General features: G+C 71.1%; 24 protein-coding genes. 11 read left to right on the top strand and 13 right to left on the bottom strand.

Features of this window, described 5'->3' with window-relative positions:
* Positions 1 to 31 precede the first annotated feature (31 nt).
* The gene (gene nadE, locus RI211_RS03495) at positions 32 to 850 is read right to left on the bottom strand and encodes an NAD(+) synthase (RefSeq protein WP_315637237.1); all 819 of its coding nucleotides are present in this window, start codon (positions 848 to 850) and stop codon (positions 32 to 34) included.
* A gap of 109 nt (positions 851 to 959) precedes the next feature.
* On the opposite strand from nadE, the gene RI211_RS03490 reads away from it, so the two are divergent.
* The gene (locus RI211_RS03490) at positions 960 to 1,517 is read left to right on the top strand and encodes a phosphorylase family protein (protein ID WP_315637236.1); all 558 of its coding nucleotides are present in this window, start codon (positions 960 to 962) and stop codon (positions 1,515 to 1,517) included.
* A 2-nt stretch (positions 1,518 to 1,519) separates the two neighbouring features.
* Here RI211_RS03490 and RI211_RS03485 read toward each other — a convergent pair whose 3' ends face one another.
* The 4 genes from RI211_RS03485 to RI211_RS03470 form a co-directional block, all read right to left on the bottom strand.
* Positions 1,520 to 4,513, bottom strand: coding sequence for an AAA family ATPase (locus RI211_RS03485; RefSeq protein WP_315637235.1), 2,994 nt, complete (start codon positions 4,511 to 4,513; stop codon positions 1,520 to 1,522).
* Positions 4,513 to 5,682, bottom strand: coding sequence for an exonuclease SbcCD subunit D (locus RI211_RS03480; RefSeq protein WP_259953451.1), 1,170 nt, complete (start codon positions 5,680 to 5,682; stop codon positions 4,513 to 4,515). Before RI211_RS03480 ends, RI211_RS03485 begins: the two co-directional genes overlap by 1 nt.
* A 254-nt stretch (positions 5,683 to 5,936) precedes the next feature.
* Complete coding sequence (locus tag RI211_RS03475) at positions 5,937 to 6,419, bottom strand: DIP1984 family protein (RefSeq protein ID WP_187663300.1); 483 nt, start codon at positions 6,417 to 6,419, stop codon at positions 5,937 to 5,939.
* Positions 6,420 to 6,471: 52 nt separating this feature from the next.
* Entirely contained in the window at positions 6,472 to 6,780 is a 309-nt protein-coding gene (locus tag RI211_RS03470; RefSeq protein ID WP_187663299.1) for a GNAT family N-acetyltransferase, read from the bottom strand.
* A gap of 330 nt (positions 6,781 to 7,110) precedes the next feature.
* On the opposite strand from RI211_RS03470, the gene RI211_RS03465 reads away from it, so the two are divergent.
* The 4 genes from RI211_RS03465 to RI211_RS03450 are packed head-to-tail and all read left to right on the top strand — an operon-like array spanning position 7,111 to position 9,751.
* On the top strand, positions 7,111 to 7,824 hold the full coding sequence (locus tag RI211_RS03465) for a winged helix-turn-helix domain-containing protein (RefSeq protein ID WP_060921402.1): 714 nt from the start codon (positions 7,111 to 7,113) through the stop codon (positions 7,822 to 7,824).
* A 55-nt stretch (positions 7,825 to 7,879) separates the two neighbouring features.
* Complete coding sequence (locus RI211_RS03460; RefSeq protein WP_315637234.1) at positions 7,880 to 8,839, top strand: DNA-3-methyladenine glycosylase family protein; 960 nt, start codon at positions 7,880 to 7,882, stop codon at positions 8,837 to 8,839.
* Between the two features lie 38 nt (positions 8,840 to 8,877).
* Entirely contained in the window at positions 8,878 to 9,075 is a 198-nt protein-coding gene (locus RI211_RS03455; protein WP_025104487.1) for a hypothetical protein, read from the top strand.
* A gap of 4 nt (positions 9,076 to 9,079) precedes the next feature.
* Positions 9,080 to 9,751, top strand: coding sequence for a nucleoside/nucleotide kinase family protein (locus RI211_RS03450; RefSeq protein ID WP_315637232.1), 672 nt, complete (start codon positions 9,080 to 9,082; stop codon positions 9,749 to 9,751).
* On the opposite strand, the gene RI211_RS03445 is transcribed toward RI211_RS03450, so the two are convergent.
* Genes RI211_RS03445 through RI211_RS03430 form a run of 4 tightly spaced genes read right to left on the bottom strand, consistent with a single transcriptional unit; the run spans position 9,745 to position 13,564 of the window.
* Entirely contained in the window at positions 9,745 to 10,500 is a 756-nt protein-coding gene (locus RI211_RS03445) for an iron ABC transporter ATP-binding protein (protein ID WP_187663295.1), read from the bottom strand. The genes RI211_RS03450 and RI211_RS03445 overlap by 7 nt on opposite strands.
* On the bottom strand, positions 10,497 to 11,525 hold the full coding sequence (locus RI211_RS03440) for an iron chelate uptake ABC transporter family permease subunit (protein ID WP_315637513.1): 1,029 nt from the start codon (positions 11,523 to 11,525) through the stop codon (positions 10,497 to 10,499). Before RI211_RS03440 ends, RI211_RS03445 begins: the two co-directional genes overlap by 4 nt.
* A 7-nt stretch (positions 11,526 to 11,532) precedes the next feature.
* The gene (locus tag RI211_RS03435) at positions 11,533 to 12,519 is read right to left on the bottom strand and encodes an ABC transporter permease (RefSeq protein ID WP_187663294.1); all 987 of its coding nucleotides are present in this window, start codon (positions 12,517 to 12,519) and stop codon (positions 11,533 to 11,535) included.
* Positions 12,520 to 12,568: 49 nt separating this feature from the next.
* Entirely contained in the window at positions 12,569 to 13,564 is a 996-nt protein-coding gene (locus RI211_RS03430; protein WP_259953461.1) for a siderophore ABC transporter substrate-binding protein, read from the bottom strand.
* 100 nt (positions 13,565 to 13,664) lie between these two features.
* Here RI211_RS03430 and RI211_RS03425 point away from each other — a divergent pair, with 100 nt between their 5' ends.
* The 6 genes from RI211_RS03425 to RI211_RS03400 all read left to right on the top strand — a co-directional run bounded on the left by RI211_RS03425 (position 13,665) and on the right by RI211_RS03400 (position 17,992).
* Positions 13,665 to 14,432, top strand: coding sequence for a siderophore-interacting protein (locus tag RI211_RS03425; protein ID WP_315637231.1), 768 nt, complete (start codon positions 13,665 to 13,667; stop codon positions 14,430 to 14,432).
* A gap of 31 nt (positions 14,433 to 14,463) precedes the next feature.
* Positions 14,464 to 14,865 (top strand): VOC family protein, encoded by a 402-nt coding sequence (locus RI211_RS03420; RefSeq protein WP_315637230.1) that lies wholly within the window; start codon positions 14,464 to 14,466, stop codon positions 14,863 to 14,865.
* A gap of 276 nt (positions 14,866 to 15,141) precedes the next feature.
* Complete coding sequence (locus tag RI211_RS03415; RefSeq protein ID WP_187663290.1) at positions 15,142 to 16,311, top strand: RtcB family protein; 1,170 nt, start codon at positions 15,142 to 15,144, stop codon at positions 16,309 to 16,311.
* Between the two features lie 144 nt (positions 16,312 to 16,455).
* Positions 16,456 to 16,764: a hypothetical protein gene (locus RI211_RS03410; RefSeq protein ID WP_187663289.1), complete on the top strand. Its 309-nt coding sequence runs from the start codon at positions 16,456 to 16,458 to the stop codon at positions 16,762 to 16,764.
* Between the two features lie 10 nt (positions 16,765 to 16,774).
* Positions 16,775 to 17,533 (top strand): SDR family oxidoreductase, encoded by a 759-nt coding sequence (locus RI211_RS03405; protein ID WP_315637229.1) that lies wholly within the window; start codon positions 16,775 to 16,777, stop codon positions 17,531 to 17,533.
* Positions 17,534 to 17,581: 48 nt separating this feature from the next.
* The gene (locus RI211_RS03400; RefSeq protein ID WP_315637228.1) at positions 17,582 to 17,992 is read left to right on the top strand and encodes a VOC family protein; all 411 of its coding nucleotides are present in this window, start codon (positions 17,582 to 17,584) and stop codon (positions 17,990 to 17,992) included.
* Between the two features lie 9 nt (positions 17,993 to 18,001).
* Here RI211_RS03400 and RI211_RS03395 read toward each other — a convergent pair whose 3' ends face one another.
* Genes RI211_RS03395 through RI211_RS03380 form a run of 4 tightly spaced genes read right to left on the bottom strand, consistent with a single transcriptional unit; the run spans position 18,002 to position 22,752 of the window.
* Complete coding sequence (locus RI211_RS03395) at positions 18,002 to 19,516, bottom strand: helix-turn-helix domain-containing protein (protein ID WP_268777255.1); 1,515 nt, start codon at positions 19,514 to 19,516, stop codon at positions 18,002 to 18,004.
* Positions 19,513 to 20,541 (bottom strand): S-methyl thiohydantoin desulfurase domain-containing protein, encoded by a 1,029-nt coding sequence (locus RI211_RS03390; protein WP_315637226.1) that lies wholly within the window; start codon positions 20,539 to 20,541, stop codon positions 19,513 to 19,515. The genes RI211_RS03395 and RI211_RS03390 overlap by 4 nt, the downstream gene beginning before the upstream one ends.
* A gap of 10 nt (positions 20,542 to 20,551) precedes the next feature.
* Positions 20,552 to 21,655, bottom strand: a complete 1,104-nt coding sequence (locus RI211_RS03385; RefSeq protein WP_187663284.1) for an S-methyl thiohydantoin desulfurase family protein — start codon at positions 21,653 to 21,655, stop codon at positions 20,552 to 20,554.
* On the bottom strand, positions 21,652 to 22,752 hold the full coding sequence (locus tag RI211_RS03380; RefSeq protein ID WP_187663283.1) for an S-methyl thiohydantoin desulfurase family protein: 1,101 nt from the start codon (positions 22,750 to 22,752) through the stop codon (positions 21,652 to 21,654). Before RI211_RS03380 ends, RI211_RS03385 begins: the two co-directional genes overlap by 4 nt.
* Position 22,753: the final 1 nt, after the last annotated feature.

Here is a 22,753-nt window from a genome sequence, read left to right as displayed (position 1 = left end):
AAGCGGGCGGTCCCGCGTGAGGCGCCCCGGGTCAGCGCCACCAGGTGTCGTCGGGCGTCACGGGCAGATGACGCTTGTGCTGAGTCGCGAGATACCGCGCCTCGATGCGCCCGGCGACCTCGGGGTCGACCTCCCGGCCCTCGAGGAAGTCGTCGATCTGCTCGTACGTCAGCCCGAGCTCGTCCTCGTCGGTGCGCCCCGGCTGGTCGTCGAGGAGGTCGGCCGTCGGCACCTTGAAGGCCAGGCGCTCCGGGGCGTCGAGGAACTGGAGCAGGGCGCGACCCTGTCGCTTCGTGAGCCCGGCGAGCGGGAGGACGTCGGCCGCGCCGTCGCCGAACTTCGTGTAGAAGCCCGTGATGGCTTCGGCGGCATGGTCGGTGCCGATCACGATCAGACCCTCGTGCCCGGCGAGCGCGTACTGGGTGACCATGCGGAGGCGGGCCTTGATGTTCCCGCGGTTGAAGTCGGAGATGTCGCTGGAGACGGCGGAATCGATGTCCTTCTCGACGCCCTCGACCCCGTTCTGGATGTTCACCTCGATCGACGAGTCCGGCGCGATGAAGTCCAGCGCGGCCTGCGCGTCGTCGGCGTCGTGCTGCACGCGATAGGGCAGGCGCACCGCGAGGAAGGTCGCCTCCCCGCCCTCGGCACGCACGCGCTCCACCGCGAGCTGGGCGAGGCGCCCCGCGAGCGTCGAGTCCTGTCCGCCGGAGATGCCGAGGACGAAGCCCTTCGCGCCCGTCGTGCGCAGGTAGTCCGCGAGGAAGCCGACGCGACGCTCCACCTCCGCTTCGGGGTCGATGTCGGGCCGGGCGCCCAGGTCTTCCGCGATCTGCTTCTGCAACGACACGTTGTCCTCCGCTCATCGGTTCACTCCAGTATCGCCCTTCCGTGTTTCCTGCGGGTCACGCCACTGCGCCAGGACGCGGTATCCAGCCGCGACCTGAGAGACTGAAGCGGTGAAGCTCCTCGTCGCCGCCCTCGCGTCCGAACTGTCCGCCTTCCCCGAGGAGCTCGACGGCTTCGACCGTCTGGTCACCGGCCCGGGCAAGCTGCCGGCGACGTACGCGCTGACCCGGGCCCTCGACGCGAAGACCTACGACGAGGTCGTCGTCGTCGGCACCGCGGGCTCCATCGAGAAGGGGCGTCCGTACGCGGTGCACGAGATCGCGACGGCGGTGCAGCACGACGTGATCGATCTCGACGGCGTCGTCGGACGGCACGTCTCGCTTCCGCCGCAGGTGACCACGGGCCGCGAGGGCGTCGTGATCGCCACGGGTGACCACTTCGTGAACGACGCCGAGGTCACGGCGGTGATCCGGCCGATGGGCGCCGCACTGGTGGACATGGAGACCTACGCGTACATCTGGGTCGCGGGGCAGTTCGGCGTGCCCATCCGCGCCTTCCGCGCCGTCTCCGACCAAGCCGAGGACGGCGCCCTGGCCGACTTCCGCGAGGCCATCGCCCGATGCAGCATCGAGCTGCGCGAAGTCATCCGCGCCGAATACGGGGTCTGAGCTCAGCGCATCTCGATGACGCTCGGCCCGTTCGGCAGCGCGCGGACGGTGAGCTGAGCCGGGATCTGTTCCTGCATGGCCTCGACGTGGCTGATGACCCCGACCGTGCGCCCGCCCTGCCGGAGTTCGTCGAGCGTGCGCATCGCGACGTCGAGTGTGTCGCCGTCGAGCGAGCCGAATCCCTCATCGATGAAGAGCGTGTCCAGGCGGATGCCGCCGGCGCGGGCCGTCACGACCTCGGCCAGCCCGAGGGCGAGCGCCAGGGACGTGAGGAACGTCTCGCCGCCGGACAGCGACTGTGGCGGGCGGGTCTGCCCGGTGAACGCGTCGGCGACCACGATGCCCAGTCCGGACGCGGCACCGCGTGCCGCCAGGGCATCGGAGTGCTGCAGCCGGTAGCGTCCTTCCGACATGTCGTGGAGGCGGCGGTTCGCGGCGTCGACGATCTCTTCGAGCTCTGCCGCCAGCACGAAGGTCTCCAGCGTCATCTTGCGTGTGTTCGCTCCGCGTCCGGCGATGGTGTCGGCGAGGGCCTGGAGCACCTCGAACGCCGCCGCGTCCTCTGCCGTGCGGGCGTGCTCGTCCTTCGCGGCGTCGATGAGGCCGGTCAGCCGCGCAGCGTCGCCCGCCGTCCTCGTGGCCTCGTCGACGGCGGCGGTCCACGCCGCCCTCGCATCGAGCGCCGCCTGCTCGATCGGCGCGAGGTCGATCGGCTCCTCCGGCAGGGTCCGCAGTTCGAGGTCGAAGAGAAGTGCACGCTCCTTCTCCCGCTGCACCGCGTGCGTCGTCACCCGCTCATCGAGCTCCGCCTGCACCGCCGGCGGGCGCAACGCCTCCACGACGGCCGTGACGTCGGAGAACTCGGAGGCATCGAGTGCCGCGTCCCTCTCGGCGGCCGCCTCCGTCGCCGCCTGCTGTCTCCGCGCACGTTCGGCCTCGGCGTCCAGGAGGCGTCGGGCCACGGCGAGGTGGGCGGTCGTCTCCGCCGTCCGCTCGGCGACCGACGCGTAGCTCCCTCGCGCCTCGTCGATCGCCCTGCGGGCGTCATCGTCTCGCTGGACCACCAGAGCCAGCTGCTCGCGGGCTGCGGCCAGGGCCGCCTCATCCTGGACACGGCGGAGCTCCAGGGCGTCCTGCTGCTCACGGAGCTCGGCGAGGACGACATCGCGTCGCCGCGCGGTCTCGGCGGCGGCGAGGGCTTCCTTCTCCGCGGCAAGGGCGGCATCGAGCTCGGCTCCCGCCGTCTCGACGTCCCGTCCGTCCGCGCGCGCCGTGGCCGCGGCGAGTCGGACCTGTAACGTCGTGCAGGTCGACGCCGCCTGCTGCTCGCGCCGCGCCGCCTCGTCCCTCCGGACCTCCGCGGCCGCGATGTCCTCCGCGGAGACCGTCGCGCCGTGGTCTGCCGGGGCCGGGTGCTCTCGCGCACCGCACACCGGGCAGGGGTGATCGTCGACGAGGGCGGAGGCCAGCTCCCCCGCCATGCCGTCGATCCGGCGCTGCCGCAGGTCAGCGAGAGCCGACTGTGCGGCGGCCTGTGCAGACGTCGCCTCGGCGAGGACCCGCTCGGCGGAGGTGCACTCCTGTTGCAGGGTCTCCGCCTCTACCGCGGCTTCGCGGCGAACGGCCGCGGCGATGCGCACGCTCTCCCATTCCGCGATGCGGTCGGCGAGTCGACGGGCGTCGTCCCGTTCCAGGGTTGCGGCCGCGATCCGCCCGGGGAGGGCAGCGCGCTCCGCCTGCCCGTCCTCGCACCGGCGCTCGGCGGCGACGACAGCCGCTTCCGCCGTCCCGCGCTCGGTGGCGCGGGACGGCGCCTGTGCCTCCAGCGTGACGGCGCGCTCCCAGATCCCGGACTCACGCGTCCGTTCCGCGATCCACGCGTCGAGGTCGTCGGTCTCGACGCCGAGCCGGGCCCAGGCCGCGCGTGCCCGTTCCTCCGTGGCGGCCGCCTCGTCCGCTGCCGCCGCCGCGCGTGTGGCCGCGGCGATCGAGGAACGGAGCACCTCGGCTGCCCGCGCCCTGGCGAGCTCCGCCTTCGCCGCGGCGACCGCCGCTTCCTCGGCATCCAGACGGGCCATCGCCGCGCGGGCACGGTCTCGCTCCTTCTGCGCGCGTTGATCCTCGCGCGCCGCAGCCAGAGCAGCATCGGCGACCTCGAACCGCTTCTCCGCCTCCAGGCGATCGGCGGCGCGCCGTTCCGCCCGATACGCAGCGCGCGCCTGCGCCCGTTCGAGCTCCGCCAGGCGATCGGCGGTCGTGGTGCCAGCGCCCTGCACCTCCGACGCGATGCCGCCCTCGTCGCCACCGCCGTCCCGCCCGAGATCGGCATCCGCCACCAGGCGCTCCGCTTCGTCCAGCCGCGCGGAGACGGTGGCCAGGCGCGCGCCGAGCCCCTGCTCAGCGTGGCGCCGCCGCTCGTCGAACCGCGCCTGCACGTCTTCGAAACGCTCGGTGCCGAAGAGCCGGCGCAGCAGCGCCTGCCGGTCCCGGCTGCCCGCCAGGAGGAACTCCGAGAAGCGGTTCTGCGCGAGGAGGATCACCTGCAGGAACTGCTCGCGGCTGAGCTGGAGGATGTCATCGAGCTCGTGCGCCACGTCGACCGCCCGCGCCGCGCGACCCACCCAGCCGTCGTCCGTGAGCTCCTCCAAGGAGACCGCCGCCGCCTGCTTGGTCAGGCCTCCGCCGCGCCGAGCCGGCCGGAGGTACTCGGGCGAACGCGTGACCCGGTAGCGACCGGACGGCGTGCTGAACTCGACGACCACCTCGGAGGGATCGTCCGGTTCGCTGTGATCGCTGCGGAGCCTCTTCTCCCCGCCGTCGTACCGCGGCACCCCGCCGTACAGCCCGAAGCAGACCGCGTCCAGGATGCTCGACTTCCCCGCTCCGGTGCGGCCGGCGATGAGGAAGATCCCGTCGTCGGCGAAGGCGTCGAAGTCCACGGTCTGACGCGCGCGGAACGGCCCGAAACCCTCGACCTCCAGCCGATGCAGCCGCACTAGACGAGGGCTTCCGCGCGGACCCGGTCGTCGAGCACCTCGCGGATCAGCTCGCGTTCGACCTCGGTCGCTCCCTGGCCCGCCCGCACATGCTCGAGGAACGCCTCGATCCGGTCGGCGTCGGTCACCGCGGAGCGCAGCCGCTCGCCGTACGACCGCTCACGCTCCTCCCCGACCGTCGCGGGCTGATGCTGCACCATGGCGCAGTGCGGGTACGCCTCGCGCAGCCGTCGCATGGGTTCGGTCTGCGGTACGGCGTCGGTGTAGACGGCGCACACCCAGGCGTCGGCGTGCGCGGCGATGTTCTCTGCGGAGAGGATCTCCTCGAAGGCGCCGGTCAGGGTGACCAGGCGCCGCGGAACCGGCAGCTCCAGCCACTCGACGCCCGCGAGCCCGTCGGCATCGAGGTCGACGAGCCAGGAGCCGCGCGGCTTGTGCTGCTCGCCGAAGCTGTAGTGCAGCGGAGCGCCGGCGTATCGCACCCGCTCGCTGACCTGCTGACGACCGTGGATATGACCCAGTGCGACGTAGTCGGGGCCGTCGAACGCCCGGAGCGGCACGACGTCGAGGCCGCCCTGTCGCACCTCGCGCTCCAGACCCTCCGTCGGCTCCACCCCCGCGGCGAAGCAGTGGGCGATCGCGATCGACCGACCCGCGTGCTCCTGCATGCCCGCGCGGACGAGGGTCATCGCGTGCGTCATGGTCTGCGCCTGCGTGCGCAGCTGCCGTCCCTCGGCGTCGCCCTCCGGCCAGTGCTGGCGGACGATCGCGGGCTCCAGATACGGGATCCCGAAGAAATGCACCGGACCGTGAGCGTCGTCGATCGTGACGGGGGTACCGACCGCGAGGGGGTCGGTGAGCACGTGGATGCCGTCGCGCAGCAGCCGGGCCTGGAACCCCAGCCGCGCGGCGGAATCGTGGTTCCCGCTGGTGACGACCACCCGTGCACCCGTCTCATGCAGATCGACGAGGGCGTCTCCGAGCAGCGTATAGGCGGCGGCCGAGGGCGTGGCGGAGTCGAACACGTCGCCCGCGACGATCACGACGTCGACCTCGTGCTCCCTGACCTGCGCGGTCAGGGCGGTGAGCACCTCGGCCAGCGCGTCCATGGTCGAGTTGCCATGGAACGTCCGGCCGATGTGCCAGTCCGAGGTGTGCAGGATCCGCATACCCCCACGGTACGAAGCCCCTCGGACATTCCGTCCGAGGCGTGCCGGGACCGCCGTCTCCCGACGGCCGAGGAGAAGGCGGAAGGTCCCCTGACCCACCCTCGTCGCGACGACCGGCACGTGGTGATGCGAGATGCACCGTGCATCTTCACCTGTGCGACGTGCGGGGCTGCGCGATGCGAGATCAGGGCTGCCCTCCGCCCACAGGTGCCGGCTTGCCCCGCCGGCTGAGGGTTGTGCCCGCTCCGTCGCGACTACCGACTTCCGCTCTCCTCCTCGAGGTCGTGCGACCAGTTCGCCTGCTGGATCCGGTTGTCGAGCGCACGGAGCTCCTGGGCGACGGCGTCCGCCCGGGCCCGGAGCGCGGCGACCGGCAGCGCCGACACCTGCCTCAGCTCCGAGCGCATCTGACGCAGGTACTGCTCGCTCGCCCCGGACGCGGCGGCCGCCGCGTCGGCGAGCACCGAGTGGCGCAGGCGCAGCACGTCCCGCGCGGCGAGCGCGTCGGTCATCGTGCCGTCCGCGCCGAGGTCGAGGCGGGAGTTCGTGACGTTGATGCGGCGGATGAGGCTCTGCAGCCGAGTCAGTGCGTCATCGGCCTCCTCGATCAACGCCGCCGCGTCCTCCGCAGGCTCCTCACCCTCCTGGTACCGGGCGTTCGCGACGATGCGCGCCCGCAGCTGCTCGATGCGGCGCTGCAGGTCGGCGCGGGCGGCCAGGGCTTCGGCGAGTCTCATGTCCTCATCCTCGCAGGCGGCGGCCGTAACAGTTCGTCATACAGCCGGAGCGTCAGCGTGAGCGGAGGAGTCCGGACTGCTCGGGGTGGGCTGTGAACCACTCCGCCACGTACCAGCAGACGGCGTCCACCTTGCGGTCGCCGCGCTCCGCGATGTCGGCCACGGCCCCCTCGACCACCTTCCCGGCGTATCCGTTTCCGCGGAATGCCGGGACCGTGTAGGCCCGGGTGAGCGCGACGGTGTGGCCGTCGTCCCGGTAGTCGAGCACGCTGACGAGCTTCCCGTCGCGCGTGAGGGTGTACCGCGATGCGTCCTTCTCGTCGGTCAGGATGAAGCCGCCGACGGTGTGCGAGATCGTCATCCGTGTCACGTTACGCCTCTTGCGACGCGCCCGGGCGTTTTGACATGTCCCGTCACGATCGGACATAATCCCCCCATGACCATCAACGCACGCCCTTTGTCCGCCCAGGAGGCGAACGGGACTGCCGGGATGATGATGCCCGGTCGCGTTGACATGTGTTGCCGAATGTGTCGCTGAACGAACAGCCACCTCGTCTGACCTGACTCCTCGCCATCTGCGAGAGCAGTGTCCCGAGCACACACCCGTGCTCGCTTCCCCGGCTCCGCCGGTCATTCGTGCAACGCATCCGAGCCCCCTCCCGTCGGGCTCACGTCCTGAGGACCCATCATCATGTCGAACTCCGCCCTTCTCGAGCGTCCCGCCGTCACCGCCCCGAACCGCACCGTCCGACCCGCCGAGTCGTCGGCTCCGCTGGCCCCGGCCGGCGCCGACCTCCCCGCCGTCCGCTCGCCCCGCGGCTTCGCCCTCTACGTCGGCCTGGACGAGATCAAGGCCGCCGAAGCCGGTGTGAGCCTTCCGCTGCTCGTCGACGCCCTCCGCCGCACGCTTGCCGAGCTCGCGCCCGGCGCCGAGACCCACGCCACCGTCGCCCTCGCCCCGCACGGCTCCGGCGGCCGCGACCTCGACGTCGTGCGTCTCGCCCTGCAGGAGCCCGGCGCGATCGCCCGCACCAAGGCCGCCGCCGAGGAGGAGACCACGCCCGAGGAGTCCGGCGTCACCGTCGACATCTCCCGCAAGCGCGTGCTCATCGACGGCGAGTCCGCCGCCTTCACCTACAAGGAGTTCGAGCTGCTGCAGTACCTCGTCCTCCGCGAGGGCCGCACGATCGAGCGCAGCGAGCTCGTCGCCGCCCTCTGGCAGGCCCAGGACGACGAGACCCCTGGCGAGCGCACGATCGACGTGCACGTGCGCCGGCTGCGGGCGAAGCTCGGCCGCTACGAGGACATCGTCCGTACCGTGCGCGGCATCGGCTACCGCTTCGACCGTCACGCCGACGTCGTCATCCGTTACGGCCACGGAACCCCGTCGCCGGACCGCTTCTGACCCGCTCCTGCTCGACCCGGAGGCCGGTGTCAGGAGCCGCGCGTAGGGTGGGCGCATGACCCTCGCCGCCGCCCCCGCGACGGCGGGCGCCGTCCGCGCGGATGCTCCGCGGGAGACGACGTACCGCCCGCCGCACCCGCTCGATCTCCGGCGTACCGTCGGCATGCTGCGCCGCGGCGGCACCGATCCGACGACGGTCTTCGACGGCCCCGTCATCTGGCGCGCGGTCCGCACGCCACAGGGTCCGTCGACGTTGGCCCTGCGGATGTCGGGGAACGAGGTCACGGCGACCGCCTGGGGTCCGGGCGCCGAGCACGCACTCGCCCTCGTGCCGGCACTGTGCGGTGCCGGCGACGACCCGACCGGCTTCGATCCCTCCCTGCACCCCCTCATCGCCGAGGCGGCCCGACGACACCCCGGCATCCGGCTCGCACGCACGGATGAGGTCTTCGATGCCCTCGCCTGCGGCATCCTGGAGCAGAAGGTCACCTCCATGCAGGCCTTCGGCGCCTGGCGATACCTCGTGTCGCGCTTCGGCGACCCGGCGCCGGGGCCGACGCCGCGACCGATGGCCGTCGCTCCCACGGCGGCGCAGTGGCGACGCATCCCGTCCTGGGCGTGGCACCGCGCCGGAGTGGAGCCGCCGCAGTCGAAGACCATCGTGCGGGCGGCGGAGCGCGGCGACCGCATCGCCGATGCCGTCCGAGCGGCCACGACCGGCCCTGACCGTGACCGCGTCCTCACGAGCCTGCCCGGAGTCGGCGTCTGGACCGCTGCGGAGACGCGCATCCGCGCCCTGGGCGACCCCGATGCCGTCAGCGTGGGCGACTACCATCTGGCGCACGAGGTCGGGCATGCCCTGACGGGGCACCGCACGGATGACGCCGGCATGGTCGAACTGCTCGCTCCCTGGGCCGGTCACCGGCAGCGCGTCATACGACTCATCTTCGCGAGCGGCGTCGGCGAGGCGCGGCGCGGACCCCGGCTCGCCCCGGAAGACCACCGCCGACGCTGACCGGCCCGTTCCCGGAGCGACCGACGTATGCTGAGCGCATGTCCCGTACCGCCCTGCGCATCTTCGTCACGGTCGGCCTGCTGATCGCCGGTGTCGTCCTCGGCCTCATCTTCCAGAACGTGTGGCTGGGCGTGCTGCTCGCCGCGATCGTGTGGTTCGGCTGGTTCCTCGGCTACGAGTCCCGCCGCGGTCACAACGCGGGCGTGAACGACGAGGACCACGGCGTCGAGCTCTGACGCCATGGAGCGGCAGTCCAGCGCCGGCCGTCGGGCCGTGCTCACGGCCGTGGTGTCGGTGATTCCGCGGCCGGAGGATCTCCGCCGCAACGTGTTCGTCGGCATCGACGGCGTGGACGGCTCGGGGAAGACGGTGTTCGCCGACGAGATCGCCGAACTCCTCGCGCCGCGGCACCCCACGGTGCGGATCTCCATCGACGGGTTCCACCGGCGCAGAACGGAGCGCCATCGGCGAGGCCGGCATTCCCCGCAGGGCTTCTTCCTCGACTCCTACGACTACGCGGCCTTCGATCGCCATGTGATCGCCCCACTCCGGGCCGGCCATGGACCGTATCTCACGGCGTCACATGACCTCGACAGCGACGAACTGCTCGATGGGCCGGTACGCCATCTCGCCGCGCCGTCGGTGATCGTCGTCGACGGGATCTTCCTGCATCGGCGGGAGCTCCGTGCGGTGTGGGACTTCTCGGTCTTCCTCCGTGTGGACTTCGCCGTCTCCGCCGCGCGCATGGCACGACGCGACGGCTCGGATCCGGCCCCGGAGGCGGCGAGCAACCGACGCTACGTCGAGGGTCAGCGGATGTACCTGCGAGAGGACGACCCGGAGCGGCACGCCGCGGTGATCGTGGAGAACGACGACCTCCGGGCCCCTCGGATCGCCGGCCCGCGTCAGTAATAGACGGCGAGGGGGCCCGAGGGTCCGTCCACGACCTGCACGGGGGTGTCGAACACGCGGCTCAGCACGTCGTCCGTCATGATCGCCGCCGGCGGGCCGAACTCCACCACCCGACCGTCCTTCATGGCGCAGATGTGGTCGGCGTAGTGTCCGGCGAAGTTGATGTCGTGCAACACGATGACGATCGTCCGCCCGAGCTCCTCCGCCGCGCGCCGCAGGTGCTTCATCATCTGCACGGCGTGCCGCATGTCGAGGTTGTTGAGGGGCTCGTCGAGCAGCACGAACTCCGTGTCCTGCGCGAGCACCATGGCCACGTAAGCCCGCTGCCGCTGCCCGCCGGAGAGCTCGTCGAGGTAGCGCCCCTCGAGCGCCCCCAGATCGAGGAAGTCGATCGCCTGGCTGATGACCTCCTCGTCGGCTCTCGTCAACCGGCCCTGGGAGTGCGGGAAGCGGCCGAAACCCACGAGCTGCCGCACGGTGAGCCTGGTCACGAAGTGGTTCTCCTGGCGGAGGATCGAGACCACCTTGGCCAGGTCCTTCGACTTCGTGGAGGCGACGTCGAGGCCCGCGATCTCGATGGCCCCGGCGTCCATCCCGTTCAGCCGGCCGATCATGGTCAGGAGCGTCGACTTGCCCGCACCGTTCGGCCCGATGAGGGCGGTGATCCCGCCGGTGGGGATGCGGAGGTCGACGGGGCCGATCGCGACCTCGCTGCTGTAGTCACGGCGGACGCCGTCGAGTGCGATCACAGTCTGCCCTTTCGGAGGATGACGATGAGGAACACGGTGCCACCCACGATCTCGATGAGGATCGAGACCATGCCCTGCGCGTAGAAGACGTTCTTCATGACGAAGTACGCCCCCGCCAGGATCGAGAACGCGGTGAGGACGGCGACCGGGAAGATCAGCCGATGGTCGTGCGTGTCGGCGAACTGGTACGCGAGCGTCGCCACGAGGAAGCCGAGGAAGGTCGTCGGCCCCACGAGGGCTGTGGAGGTGGCCATCAGCACGGCGACGAGGGTCAGGACGAGGAACTGCTCCCGCCGGTGGTCGAGGCCGAGCGATCGTGCGGCATCGGGGCCGAGCGCGAGCACGTTCAGACGCCGGGACCGCAGCCACAGGAGGGTCGAGGCCGCGATCACGAGCGGGATCGCGAGCGGGAGATACGAGGGATCGGCGTTGGAGACGTTGCCGAACAGCCGGGCGGCGAGCACATCGAACTCGCTGGGGGTGAGCAGCCGCTGCATGAATGTGGCGATCGCCCCGAGGCCGCCCCCGATCACGATGCCCACGAGCAGCATGATCTGGAGGTTGCCGTAGCGCCCGGACAGGAGCCACCCGTAGAGGAGGACGGCGAGCGCGACCATGATGAGCACCTGGAGGGCGAACTGGCCGACGCCCTGGATCGCCACCAGCCCCGCGACGCCGAAGAGGTACACGGTCGTCGTCTGGACGACACGGTACAGCGACTCGAAGCCCATGATCGAGGGAGTGATGATCCGGTTGTTCGTGACCGTCTGGAAGCTGACCGTGGCGACGGCCTGGGCGACGGCGACGAGCGCCATCACGACCACGGCGGTCGCGCGGTGCTGGGCGATGCGCCAGAACCCGGGCGTGCCGACGGGCAGCGGGTTGTCCCAGGCGAGGAGACCGAACGCGGAACCGAGGGCGAGCACGCCGAGCACCACGAGCACGACGATGTAGCGGCGACGCGCCCGCACGGTCGTGAACGCCCCGGCCGAGCGCGGCGTCCGCGGGGCCGTCGTCGCCGTCATCGTCGCCTCAGCCACGACGACGCTGCCGCAGGAGGAGGAGCACGAACACGACGGCGCCGACGACACCGAGGATCAGCGACACCGGCACCTCGAACGGCATGATGATCGTCCGGCCGATGATGTCGCAGACGGTGACGATCGCGATGCCGAGCAGGCACACCCACGGCAGGTTGCTGCGCAGGTCGTCGCCACGGACCATCGAGACGATGTTCGGAACGATCAGCCCCAGGAAGGGCAGGTTGCCGACGACGACGGTGACCACACCGGTCGTCACCGCGATCAGCGCGGTGCCGAGCAGGATCATCCGGTTGTAGTTCACCCCGACGTTGGTGGCGATCTCCTCCCCCAGCCCTGCGATGGTCAGTCGGTCGGCCACGAGGAAGACGATGACGCCGATGATCGCGACGATCCACAGCATCTCGTACTGTCCGCGCATGACCGAGGTGAAGCTGCCCGCGAACCAGACACCGATGATCTGCAGGGAGTTCGTGACGAGGGCGAAGTAGGTCGTGATCGCGCCGACCACGGCGCCCAGCATGATGCCGACGATGGGCACGATGAGCGACGACTTCAACGCCACCCGGCGGAGGAACGCGAAGAACACCATCGTGCCGACGAAGGCGGCGAGCACGGCGCCGGCCATACGCAGCGGCAGGGACGGCTGCGGTACGAGCACCATGACGGTGAGGAGCCCGAGTCCCGCCCACTCGGTGGTCCCGGTGGTGGTCGGCTCGACGAAGCGGTTCTGGGTGAGAAGCTGCATCACGAGACCGGCCATCGCCATCGCCGCGCCGGCGAGCACGAGCGCGATCGTCCGGGGGACGCGGGTGATCTGGAACATCTGCGCGCCGTCGTCCGCGCCGGCGATGTCGTACACGCCCGTGAAGAGCGAGATCGCCAGGAGCACCGCCACGACGAGGACGCCGATGAGCAGCTTCGGATCGAACAGCCGTGCGGACGATCGCGGTGTCGAGGTGAGGAGAGGAGAGGTCATGGGGGGATGCCGGCGGCGGCGCCCCGGTCGGGACGCCGCCGCCCAGCCCTTACTTGTCGGCGCTCTTCTCGAGCGCGTCGGCGAGGTCGTTGAGGAACGTCGTGTACGTCTGGATGCTCTCGTTGAGGTAGGTGTCCGTGGGCATGTAGACGATCTGATCGTCCTTCACCGCCGTGACGCCGGCGAGCGCTTCGGAGTTCTCGATGATCTCCGCCGCCTGCACGTAGTCCGGCGTCTCCGCGGCGAACACGGCGTCGCGGTCGAGAACCAGGATCCAGTCGGGGTTGGAGGCGGCGATGGCCTCGACCGAGATCTCGTCGCCCTGGTGGTCGTCGCTCGCATCGTCGACCTGCAGTGCCGGAGTGAGGCCGAGCATGTCGTAGATCGGGCCGAGCGAGCGGCCGACGGTCGGGGCGAGGTAGCCGATCTGGCCGCCCGAGGTGTTCACGGCCATGACGGTGTCGGCGTCGTCGTAGGCCGCCTTCGCGCGGTCCACCGCGGCGTCGAACTCCTCGACGAGCTTCTGGGCCTCGTCCTGCGTGCCGAAGATCTCGCCCAGGACGGTCGTCTGCCGCTTGAGCTCCTCATCGAAGGGCTCGCCGTCTCGGGGCTCCAGGTCGATGATCGTCGCGTCCGGGACCAGCTCCGCGATGGCCTCGTTGTGCTGAGTGAAGCGCTGACCGCTGATGATGAGGTCGGGGTCGGCGGCGACGATGGCCTCGAGGTCGGGCTCGGTGTGCAGGCCGATGTCGACGATGTCCTCGTCCTTCGCGTACGAGACGGTCTCCGGCATCAGGGAGACCGCGCCGGCGGAGAGCTCGACACCCCAGTCGGACAGGGTCTGGAAGGTCCGGTTGTCCAGAGCGACGACCGAGGTCGGCGGCGTGGTGATCTCATGCGTGCCGGTGTTGTCCTCGATGGTCACGGTCCCCGATCCCGCGGTCGTCGCTTCGGGTTCGGCTTCGCCGCCGGACGCGCAGCCGGAGAGGGCGAGCAGGCCGACGAGAGCGACGCTCGTGGCGGTGAGGGTTCTGGGCACGGACATGGAGAGACTCCTGTTCTGCGGGGATGTGTGCACCCTCGTGGGGCGCCGGTCCGACGGGCGGGCGAGCCGACCGCGTCGGTTTTTAGGTTAGCCTTACTTTATGAGCGATACGAAATCCGGTTTCTCGATCGAGCGTCGCGGCCTCGAGCTGCGCTTCCGCAACGTCACGCTGAGCGCCCGCGAATGGCTCGCTCCGGATTTCGTGCGCGTCCGGCTGTCCGGCCCCGACCTCGCCGGCTTCGACTCCCCGGGCTCAGACGACCACATGCGGCTCTTCTTCCCGAGCGGCCCCGTGGGCTCGGTGGAGGAGCTGCGCGCCGCCCCGAGCCGCGAGTACACGCCCCTCGCGTGGGGTGATGACTGGCTCGATGTCGAGTTCGCCGTGCACGGCGATCAGGGCGTGGCCGCACCGTGGGCCGCGAACGCCCCGCTGGGGTCGACCATCGGCGTCGGCGGGCCGCGCGGCGCCGCCGTCCTCACCGGAGAGCCGGGATCGTGGCTCCTCGTCGGTGACGAGACGGCCATCCCCGCGATCCGCCGTTTCGCCGCCCTCGTCCCCGAGGGCACGCCGGCACGCATCGTCATCGAGACCACGTCGGCAGCCGGCGAGGTCGCTCTCGAAGCTCCGGTGGCTGTCGAGTGGCTGCACCGCGGCGCCGCTCCCGCCGGCTCTGCGCTGATCTCCTTCCTCGACGCGCTCACCGAGGACGAGGTCGTCGGACCCGACCCGTTCGTCTTCATCGCCGCCGAGCAGTCCATCGTGAAGCCCGGTCGGGCCCTGCTGGCACGCTGGGGCGTGGACAACGCGAACGCCGTCGTGAAGGGCTACTGGAAGCGCGGCGAGGCCGAATACCACGCTCCCCACTGACACCGGGTCGATGCGCTGACAGACTGGGCGCATGGCTCTCCTCGATCACCTGGGCATCACCGTCGCCGACCTCGAACGCGGACGGGCGCAGTTCCATCCCGTGCTCGCCGCGCTCGGCTACGAACTCGGCGGCGAGGACGATCACTCGATCTCCTGGCACACCGGCGACGAGACCGAGATCATCCTCTACACCTGGGACGACGACTCCACCCCCCACCGGCACGGCCGCGTGGGCTGGCAGCACATGGCCTTCGCGGTGCCGTCGCGCGCCGAGGTCGACAGGCTCCACGATCTCGCGCTCGAATCCGGCTGGACCGCCGTGCGGGACCCGAAGGAATATCCGCGGTACAGCGACCGGTACTACGCCTCCTTCGTCGAGGACGCCGACGGCATCCGGCTCGAGTTCATGTACAACCCGCCGAGGGACGCTTGACGCCCGGGCGTGTCGCCGCCTAGGGTGGCAAGGCTGTGCCGACCGGCGCCGCACACCAGCCGAGGAGACGACGGATGACCGCCCCGCGGAATCTCCACCCGATCACGGCATTGCCGCTTCCGCAGAAGCGCAATGACCGCGACGAGTCGTACCCTCCGGCGCGCGCCGTGTGACAGCATCCGCTCTCGCAACGCCCCGCACCGTCAGGTCCGGGGCGTTTTCCGTCGGAAGACTCCCCTGACCTGTGAGCTGGACATCACCACAAGGAAAGGAATCATGGAGAGGCTCTCCGCACGGCTGCTGTCGTGGGCGTCCCTGATCGATGAGAAGACCCTCGATCAGGCGCGCACCACCTCACGCATGCCGTTCATTCACCCGCACCTGGCGCTGATGCCGGATGCGCACCTCGGCAAGGGGGCGACCGTCGGGTCGGTCATCCCGACGCTCGGCGCGATCATCCCCGCCGCCGTCGGCGTCGACATCGGCTGCGGCATGATCGCCGTCCGCACGCCGTTCACGAAGGACGACCTCGACGGGCGCGACCTCGCCGCGCTCCGGGAGCAGATCGAGCGCGCGGTCCCGCTGTCCGCCGGGCGCTACAACAACAAGGTCGTGGGGACGGCCGCTCCTCGCGTGGTCGAGCTGGAGGAGCGGGCCACCGCGGCCGAGTTCGACCCCGAGGGCTACGCGAAGAACTGGCGGCTCCAGCTCGGCACCCTCGGGTCGGGAAACCACTTCATCGAGGTGTCGGCGGATGAACTCGACCGGGTCTGGCTGTTCCTGCATTCCGGTTCCCGCGGCGTGGGCAACAGGATCGCCGGGCACCACATCGCCGTCGCACAGCGTCTGGCGAAGCAATGGTGGATCGATCTCCCCGACCCCGACCTGGCCTACCTCGTCGAGGGCACGCCGGAGTTCACCCGCTACATCCGGGAGCTCAGGTGGGCGCAGCACTTCGCGCTGCTGAACCGCGAGGAGATGATGGACCGCGTCATCCGGCAGCTCTCCGAGTTCCTCGGCACCCCGGTCGAGGAGGAGGAGCGGATCAACTGCCACCACAACTTCACGGAGTCGGAGATGCACTTCGGGAAGCGCGTCTGGGTGTCCCGGAAGGGCGCGATCCAGGCGGATGCGGGTCGGCCCGGACTCATCCCCGGGTCGATGGGCACGGCGTCCTACGTGGTGGAAGGGCTCGGCGACCCGCTGTCGCTGAACTCGTCACCGCACGGCGCCGGGCGCGAGTACTCGCGGTCCGCGGCCCGGAAGACGTTCACGCATGCGCAGCTGCGCGAGGCGATGGCCGGCATCGAGTTCCGCGACACCGACGCCTTCATCGACGAGATCCCGCAGGCGTACAAGCCCATCGATCGCGTGATGGCGGATGCGGCGAGCCTGGTGCGGATCCGGCACACGCTGCGGCAGCTCGTCAACGTGAAGGGTGACTGACCGAGGGCCGGGTGAGAGGGATCCTCGCCCGGCCCTTCCTCCCCCATCCGCGCGATTCCCGGCGTCTCCACAGAGCGCGGGTAGCCGGGCGTGGCGTCCGCCAGGATGCTGGCAGGCTGAAGGATCCGGTGCCACGATGAGGGGATGGAAACCATGGACGGTGCACAGGTCTGGACCATGATCGGCGCGTTCACGGCGCTGATGATGGGCATGCTCACGGTCGTCTCGACGCTGTTCATCCGCGTCCTGCGCAGCGAGATCGGCGGCCTGCGCAACGAGATGAACGGTCAGCTCGGCGGCCTGCGCAACGAGATGACCGCGCGCTTCGACGCGGTCAACACCCGGTTCGACGCGGTCGGCACGCGCATCGACGGCGTCAACGCCCGTATCGACGGGCTCGATCGTGATGTGCAGGCGCTCGTGAAGCGCACCTTCGGACTGGATCGGGAGTGAGGATCGACGCATGAGGATCGTCGTCGCAGGAGGAACCGGCGTCGTCGGCACGCCCACGGTGGAGGCCGTCCGGAGCGCGGGTCATGAGGCCGTCGTGCTCAGTCGTTCGCACGGCGTCGACCTGGTCAGCGGGCGCGGGCTGGAGGCGGCGCTGACCGGAGCCGACGCCGTGATCGACGTCGTGAGCGTCGAGACGCTGAAGGCGAGCACGGCGATCGAGTTCTTCACGGCCGCCACCGGGAACCTCCTCGCCGCCGCCGCGGACGCCGGCGTGGGACACGTCGTCCTGCTCTCCATCGTCGGCATCGACCGGATCCCCTACGACTACTACGCGGGCAAGGTGGCCCAGGAGAAGCTGGTCTCCGCGTCCGCCGTCCCCTCGACGATCCTCCGAGCCACGCAGTTCCACGAGTTCGCCGCGCAGATGTTCGCGCGCGCGAAGGCGGGTCCGCTGCATCTCGCCCCGCGTGCGCGCACGCAGCCGGTGGCGGCCCGAGAGGTCGCGGAACGGCTCGTCGCGCTCGCGACCGGGGACGCGCGGGGCCGAGTGCCCGACCTCGCCGGCCCCCGCGAAGAGCAGCTCGCCGACATGGTGCGGGCGTACGCGCGACGCATCGGGTACCGCGGCTGGATCCCGGCGCTGAACGTGCCAGGTCCGCAGATGGCGGGGATGCGCGCGGGGAAGGCGCTGCCGGGACCAGACGCGATTCGCGGGACGCAGACGTTCGCGGAATGGCTTGCCGAAGCGGTGCCGGCGCGCGCAGACTGAGGAGGGGCGGGGGTCTTTCCAGCAGTCGAGCGACCAGGAGCAGCACGCATGGCGAACCTCAATCCCTACCTGTCCTTCCGCACCGAGGCCCGCGAGGCCATGGAGTTCTACCGGGGAGTCCTCGGCGGAGACCTCGACATCACGGTCTTCGGCGACTTCCCCGACATGGTGCAGGATCCGAGCCAGAAGGATCTCGTGATGCATGCGCAGCTCACGACCCCCGACGGTCTCGTGCTCATGGCCTCGGATACTCCGGAGGGCATGACCTACGAGAGACCGCAGGGCATCTCCGTCTCGCTGAGCGGCAATACACAGAAGGTCACCCGACAGGTGTGGGACCGGCTCTCCGAGGGCGCCACGATCACGATGCCGCTCGACGTGCCGCCGTGGGGTGGGACGTTCGGCATGCTCGTCGACCGCTTTGGGATCGCCTGGATGCTGCACGGCGACCCGGAGTGACCGCCGGGCTCAGCGCGGCAGCACGGCGCGACACGCGAGGTGCAACGCCAGCCGCGCCTCGGGGTCGCTCATGTCGATCCCGAGGAGCTCCTGCACCCGCCGGATCCGCACGGCGACCGTGTTGCGATGCAGCCCGAGAGCGGCCGCCGTGGCCGCGATGCCTGACTCATGGTCGAGGTACGCCGACAGCGTCGTGAGCAACTCGCCGTTCCCCTCCCCCAGGGGTGCCAGCAGCGACTGCGCGGCCGGGACGAAGGTGTCGTTCCCGGTCCAGGCGAGCAGGAGCTGTTCGAGCCCGAGGCTGTCAACGCGGACGAACCATCCGGTCGCCGACCGGGCCGCGGCGATCCGTGCGGCGTCGCCGGCCTCGTCGAGGGTCGCCGCCAGTCCTTCCGGCCCGGTCTGCGCCGAGCCCACCCCGGTCGCCACCGCGAAGTCGCGCAGGGCCGCGAGGTGGAGGTCGCGCAGCGCCGCCACGGCCCGCTCGATGCGGTCGGGACCGGGGGCTTCGGCGAAGGAGAGCCAACCGCTGAGGCCTCGACCGGCGGTGGTCGCGTGCGCCTCGGCGTCGATCGCGCTGAGCCCAGGCCTGATCGCACGAAGGAGCGCGAGCGGCTCCACCCGGCTGCGCGCCACCATGCGGAACCCGAGGTGATGCCCACCGGTGCGCCACCCTCGCTCCGCCATGCGCCGTTCGACATCGGCATCGGCGGCTCCGCGGAGCTCGACGAAGTCCCGCAGCAGCCCGGACGACGCGGCGACGTCGTTGACGGCCGCGATCTCGTCGATGAGGATGCGGGCGGCCACCGCGGGCATTGCGACCTCCGCGGCCACCAGGAGCGACTGCAGCTGCGCCTCTCCGAAGCCGTCGCCGAACAGGACCAGGCGCAGACCGGACCGGCCGGGGCTGTCCACGCGCACCGAGGCGGCCGCGCCCTCCCCCGCCCTGGCGCCATCGCTCCACGAGTCGAAGCGGATCGCCGCGTGCAGGTCGGCACCCAGATGTCCTCCGGCCTGACGCAGCACTCCCGCGGCGTCGACGAGGGCGACGCCGAGACCGAGGTTCGCCGCGAGGTGTCCGAGCAGGTCGCCGAGGTCGTCGGCGGCGTATTCGAAGGACTGCGCGACCTTGCGCACCCGTGTGAGCGTGAGGGCGTCTCTCGCCTCGATGAGCATCCAGCAGGCGCGGGCGAGCTGGACCGGCCTCTCGACGTCGAGCAGAGCGAGACCGATCCGGTCCGCGAGGCGGAGCGCCCCGGGATCGACACCGGCGGCGCCGGGGAGCGCGAGTCCGGTGAACCCGCGGTCACGGACCCGGCGCAGCATCGCGTCCTGCTGCCAGGTGGCGAGCGGTGCCCCCGCCGTGAGGATGGCGAGCCGGGCGGTCCCTTCGTCCGGCAGGTCGGACTCCGCAGCCTCCACCACGACCGCGTCCCACCCGACGTCGCGCGGGCCGGCGACATGGCGGAGGACGCCGTTCTCCTCCTGCGCCAGAAGGGCCCCCAGGGCGAGTGCGCCGTTCACGCGGCGTCCAGATCGACGAGCCCGTAGGCGGAAGGCACGACCCGGGCCCGCCGCTCAGGGCGGGCGTTCCACCACTCCGGCGCGGGAAGGGCGACGGCCGCCACCGTGCGCCCGGGGGCGAGTTCGGTGACCTCGAGGATCTCCCGGGACACGGCATCCAGGAGCACGATGATCTCGGGGGCCGCGGCGACGAGCAGGCCGTCGGTGAGCACCGCCAGCGTCTCGGAACGGGTGACGATCCGATGCACCGCTCCGCCGAGTCCGGCGATCTCGACCGCGTTCACGTGCGGATCGGTGCCGGAGGACGCACCGGCCACGATGCGACCCTCGGCGAGCAGCGTCCCGCCGAGCACGTCGGCCAGGACCGGCAGCGGCGCCGACCGGTCCGCCAGGAAGCTGCGACCGAGGGCGAGCGCGCGGGCGAGGTGGTCGGCGATGGCGTGCTCCCGCAGGTCGCCGACGGTGAAGCCGGCGAGCACGGCGCAGCCGACACCCCCGGCCTGGATGATGGCCGAACGGACGACACGCTCCGCATCGATGGCCCTCGTCGCCTCCACCAGCGCCACCCCGTCGGCGCCGGTCTCGCACGCGAAGACCAGTCCCGGCACGCGGTCGACGAACAGGGACATCTGATCGAGTCCCGGCACCGCACGCCCCGTGCAGTCGGCGTCCACCACGGTGTGCGATCCGGCCAGGGTGAGCGGCGCGAGGCCGTTCATGCCGCCGCCCTCGAGGGAGCACACGGCCGGGACGGGGTGCCCGAGCCACCGCTCCACCGCCCGCAGCAGAGGGGCGAAGGGCGCGTCGCCGGGCATCCGCTCGCCGAGCAGCATCGTCGACCCGACGAAGGCCACGCCGAGACAGGGCGTGCCGGGATCGAGCGCATCCACGGGCGAGACCTCGAGGGGCCATCCCGCGGTGGTGTCGAGGATGAGTTCGAGCATCGTCGTGGAACCGCCGCCGCCGGAGCCGAGCAGGGCATACCCGCGGGCGAGCGCCTCCAGGTCGTCCCGCTCCAGCCTCATGGGATCCAGCCTAGGACGCGGCCATCCCCTCGACGGGAGCGAACTCCTCGGTCAGGCCGAAGGCCGACGGCCCGAAGGCGGCCAGCGCCTCGGGGGTGCGCATCATCGCCGGCGTCGAGATGCCGAGCACCCGGACGCGCTGACCGTACCGGAGGCCCTCCGTGGTGATGGGCTCGGCCGTCTCGTGGTCGACGACGCAGATGAGGTCGGGGACGATCGCGACGAGCCGTCCAGCCCGCCGCGCGGTGAGGTTCTCGTTCTGGAACGCGATCTCGAACGTGTCGTCCTCCGCGGCACCGAGCGGAGCGATGACCGCCCGCCCCTTCGCGAAACCCTCGGTGGTCCGTCGTTCGACGTCCATCACCTTCCCGACGCAGAGCTCGCGCATATGCGGGTAGAGCGTCGTCGACAGCGTCGCGGCGATGGCCTCGAACGGCGAGCGGTGCTCCTCCCGGGCGAGGCGGATCGCCCGACCCAGCGCGAGGGCCATCGAGATGGTCCGCGGCACCGCTGTGCGTCGCACGTCGGCGCCGCTCATGGCGTACTCGGCGATGTGACCGACGCCACCCAGCCGGATGGTGATGCCCCGGGCGAGCCACTCCATCTGGCGGTCGTCCTCCCCGGTGTCGATGACGACCCGCTCCCCGCGCTCTCCGGCGAGGGCGAGCGGCGAGCCGTGGACGCCGTACACCGCGAAGGTCTCCATGGACAGCTCGGGGAAGGCGCGTCCCATGCCGTCCGCGTCGACGACCGGCAGTCCGGTCTCCGCGGCGACGATGAGCGGGATCATCGAGTTGATCCCGCCGCATTCGATGGGCATGGTCGCATCGGCCCGACGTCCGAGGTGGTCCTCCAGGGTGCGCAGCGCGAGGGTGGGCTCGGTGCCGGCGGGGATCTTCTCGACCATCACGGTCGGCGCCCCCATCTGCGCGGTCGGGATCACGAAGAGGTCATCGGCGAGGTCGTCCGGATCGAGGATCGTGATGGTCCCGTCGCCGAGCACCCGCTCCACCAGCATCTTGCCGATGTAGGGGTCGCCCCCGCCGCCGGTGCCGAGCAGCGTCGCACCGCGGGCGAGGTCGGGCAGGTCCGCCGCCGTCAGCTCCCAGCTCATGCGGCGGCCCCTGCCGCGGCGTCTCCGGCGGAGACCGTGCCGTCGAAGCGATGCGCCGGGATGTCGTAGCCGAAGTACCCCGGGCCGACCATCGCGAGAGCCGCATCCGAGTGCCAGCGCTCGTCGGCCGGAGCGGCGATCACGCGGACGCGCTGTCCGTAGCGCAGCCCCTCGGTCGTGACAGGCTCCCCCGACTCGCCGTCGAGGACCATGATGAGGTCCGGAGTGGTCGCCAGCACCCGTCCGTCCGCTTCGGCGACGAGGTGCTCGTTCTGGAACTGCAGCGTCAGCGAGGTGCCGCCGTCTCCATCGATCCGTGCCCTGCCGCGCGCGAAGCCGGTGGTCGTGGCCCGGTTCACGTCGGCGACCTTGCCGCCGAACAGCTCGCGACCGCCGAGAAGCTCCACGACAGCGGCGACCGGGTCGGTCTTCGCCTCGCGGGCCTCCGCGATCCGCTGACCGATGTCGATGCACCGGGACAGCGATCCCGCCACCAGCGACTGACGTGCGGCGGCACCAGACATCGAGAAGCCGGAGATCATGACGGAGCAGCCCATCTCGACGCACGCGACACGGGCGATGCGCTCGGTCCAGGAGTTGTCGGCGGTCTGCAGCACGCCCGTGTTCCCCTTCTCGTCGCTGAAGGCGAGCGGCGAGGCCGTCACGCCGTAGAGCGTCGGGAGCACCATCTGCAGTTCGGGGAACGCGCGCCCCATGCCGTCCGCATCGACGAGCGGAAGCCCGAGCGCGGCGGCGGCGGCGATCGGGATCGTCGAGTTCACCCCGCCGACCTCGGCACAGGCGATGTGCGTGACCGGGCGGCCGAGGTGGACGCCGAGCGCCTTGACCGGCTCGATGACCTCCGCGAGGCTCGGCAGCTTCTCGACCATGACGGTGGGCGCGCCCATCATCGCGACGAACAGCACCAGGGCGTCGTCCGGCACCTCGTCGAGCGCCACGACCGTGACGTCTCCGGAGGCGAGGGCCTGGCGGGCGAGGAGGGCGCCGATGTACGGGTCGCCACCCCCGCCGGTGCCGAGCACGGCCGCGCCGCGGGCGAGGCCGTCGATGTCGGCCGCGGTGATCGTGGTGCTCATG

The organism is Microbacterium meiriae, from assembly GCF_032364335.1.
In the GTDB taxonomy this organism is placed as follows: Bacteria; Actinomycetota; Actinomycetes; order Actinomycetales; family Microbacteriaceae; genus Microbacterium; species Microbacterium meiriae.
Note: the sequence above shows the minus strand (reverse complement) of the source record. Positions and strands in the feature narration are given on the sequence as shown.

Bases quoted from the DNA above. Each gene is read 5' to 3' on its own strand.
- RI211_RS03480 (WP_259953451.1), bottom strand. From the start codon at position 5,682: ATGCGGATCCTGCACACCTCGGACTGGCACATCGGCCGGACGTTCCAT.
- RI211_RS03475 (WP_187663300.1), bottom strand. From the start codon at position 6,419: ATGAGACTCGCCGAAGCCCTGGCCGCCCGCGCCGACCTGCAGCGCCGC.
- RI211_RS03470 (WP_187663299.1), bottom strand. From the start codon at position 6,780: ATGACGATCTCGCACACCGTCGGCGGCTTCATCCTGACCGACGAGAAG.
- RI211_RS03465 (WP_060921402.1), top strand. From the start codon at position 7,111: ATGTCGAACTCCGCCCTTCTCGAGCGTCCCGCCGTCACCGCCCCGAAC.
- RI211_RS03460 (WP_315637234.1), top strand. From the start codon at position 7,880: ATGACCCTCGCCGCCGCCCCCGCGACGGCGGGCGCCGTCCGCGCGGAT.
- RI211_RS03455 (WP_025104487.1), top strand. From the start codon at position 8,878: ATGTCCCGTACCGCCCTGCGCATCTTCGTCACGGTCGGCCTGCTGATC.
- RI211_RS03450 (WP_315637232.1), top strand. From the start codon at position 9,080: ATGGAGCGGCAGTCCAGCGCCGGCCGTCGGGCCGTGCTCACGGCCGTG.
- RI211_RS03440 (WP_315637513.1), bottom strand. From the start codon at position 11,525: ATGACGGCGACGACGGCCCCGCGGACGCCGCGCTCGGCCGGGGCGTTC.
- RI211_RS03435 (WP_187663294.1), bottom strand. From the start codon at position 12,519: ATGACCTCTCCTCTCCTCACCTCGACACCGCGATCGTCCGCACGGCTG.
- RI211_RS03430 (WP_259953461.1), bottom strand. From the start codon at position 13,564: ATGTCCGTGCCCAGAACCCTCACCGCCACGAGCGTCGCTCTCGTCGGC.
- RI211_RS03425 (WP_315637231.1), top strand. From the start codon at position 13,665: ATGAGCGATACGAAATCCGGTTTCTCGATCGAGCGTCGCGGCCTCGAG.
- RI211_RS03420 (WP_315637230.1), top strand. From the start codon at position 14,464: ATGGCTCTCCTCGATCACCTGGGCATCACCGTCGCCGACCTCGAACGC.
- RI211_RS03415 (WP_187663290.1), top strand. From the start codon at position 15,142: ATGGAGAGGCTCTCCGCACGGCTGCTGTCGTGGGCGTCCCTGATCGAT.
- RI211_RS03410 (WP_187663289.1), top strand. From the start codon at position 16,456: ATGGAAACCATGGACGGTGCACAGGTCTGGACCATGATCGGCGCGTTC.
- RI211_RS03405 (WP_315637229.1), top strand. From the start codon at position 16,775: ATGAGGATCGTCGTCGCAGGAGGAACCGGCGTCGTCGGCACGCCCACG.
- RI211_RS03400 (WP_315637228.1), top strand. From the start codon at position 17,582: ATGGCGAACCTCAATCCCTACCTGTCCTTCCGCACCGAGGCCCGCGAG.
- RI211_RS03390 (WP_315637226.1), bottom strand. From the start codon at position 20,541: ATGAGGCTGGAGCGGGACGACCTGGAGGCGCTCGCCCGCGGGTATGCC.
- RI211_RS03385 (WP_187663284.1), bottom strand. From the start codon at position 21,655: ATGAGCTGGGAGCTGACGGCGGCGGACCTGCCCGACCTCGCCCGCGGT.
- RI211_RS03380 (WP_187663283.1), bottom strand. From the start codon at position 22,752: ATGAGCACCACGATCACCGCGGCCGACATCGACGGCCTCGCCCGCGGC.